Genomic DNA, 561 nt, shown 5'->3' on the forward strand with positions numbered 1-561 from the left:
CTGCATCGTGCGTTGTCAGGCGGCGGGGGAAGGTGGACGGCCGATGTCGTGGCCGCCGTGGCCAGATGGCCTGTCACCACGGCGCCCAGCGGCATCATGTCGCGCGTGGCGTGCAGCAGGGCCTTGGTATGATAGGTGCGGGTGAGCGGATCGGTATCGGGCGCGATTTCATAAATCGCAGCGGGCGCGCAGACCGCAGGTGCCGCGTCCAGACAGACCTTCAGCGTCATGCCCACGGCCAGACGGGACTGCGCGAGGGCTTCGGGCATGTCGAACTGCGCGTCCAGCCCGTCACCCGCCGCCATGCGCAGCACGGGCTGGCCTGCCGCGACCACCTCCCCGCCTCGACCAGCCTTTCCGTCACCACGCCACCTTCACTGGCCAGCAGGCGCGTGTAACCAAGCTGTTCCTGTGCGACGCGCACCTGCGCCTGCGTGGCCTGCACCTGATCCTGCGCGGTTTTGTACCGACGCACCGCGTCATCATATTCATTGCGTGAAATCGCCTGCGCGGGCAGCAGGGCCGCCGCGCGCCGCTTCAGGGGGGTAGCCTGGTCAAGCG

Annotated in this window: 2 pseudogenes; both read right to left on the reverse strand. The window is 68.4% G+C overall.

Annotated features, from left to right (window positions below):
• Window positions 1-305: pseudogene (locus JCM25156_RS31865) on the reverse strand (efflux RND transporter periplasmic adaptor subunit); the annotation flags it as partial.
• A pseudogene (locus JCM25156_RS31870) lies at window positions 227-561 on the reverse strand (HlyD family secretion protein); the annotation flags it as partial. The pseudogenes JCM25156_RS31870 and JCM25156_RS31865, both read right to left, overlap by 79 nt.

The sequence above is a fragment of the Komagataeibacter kakiaceti JCM 25156 genome (genome assembly GCF_000613305.1).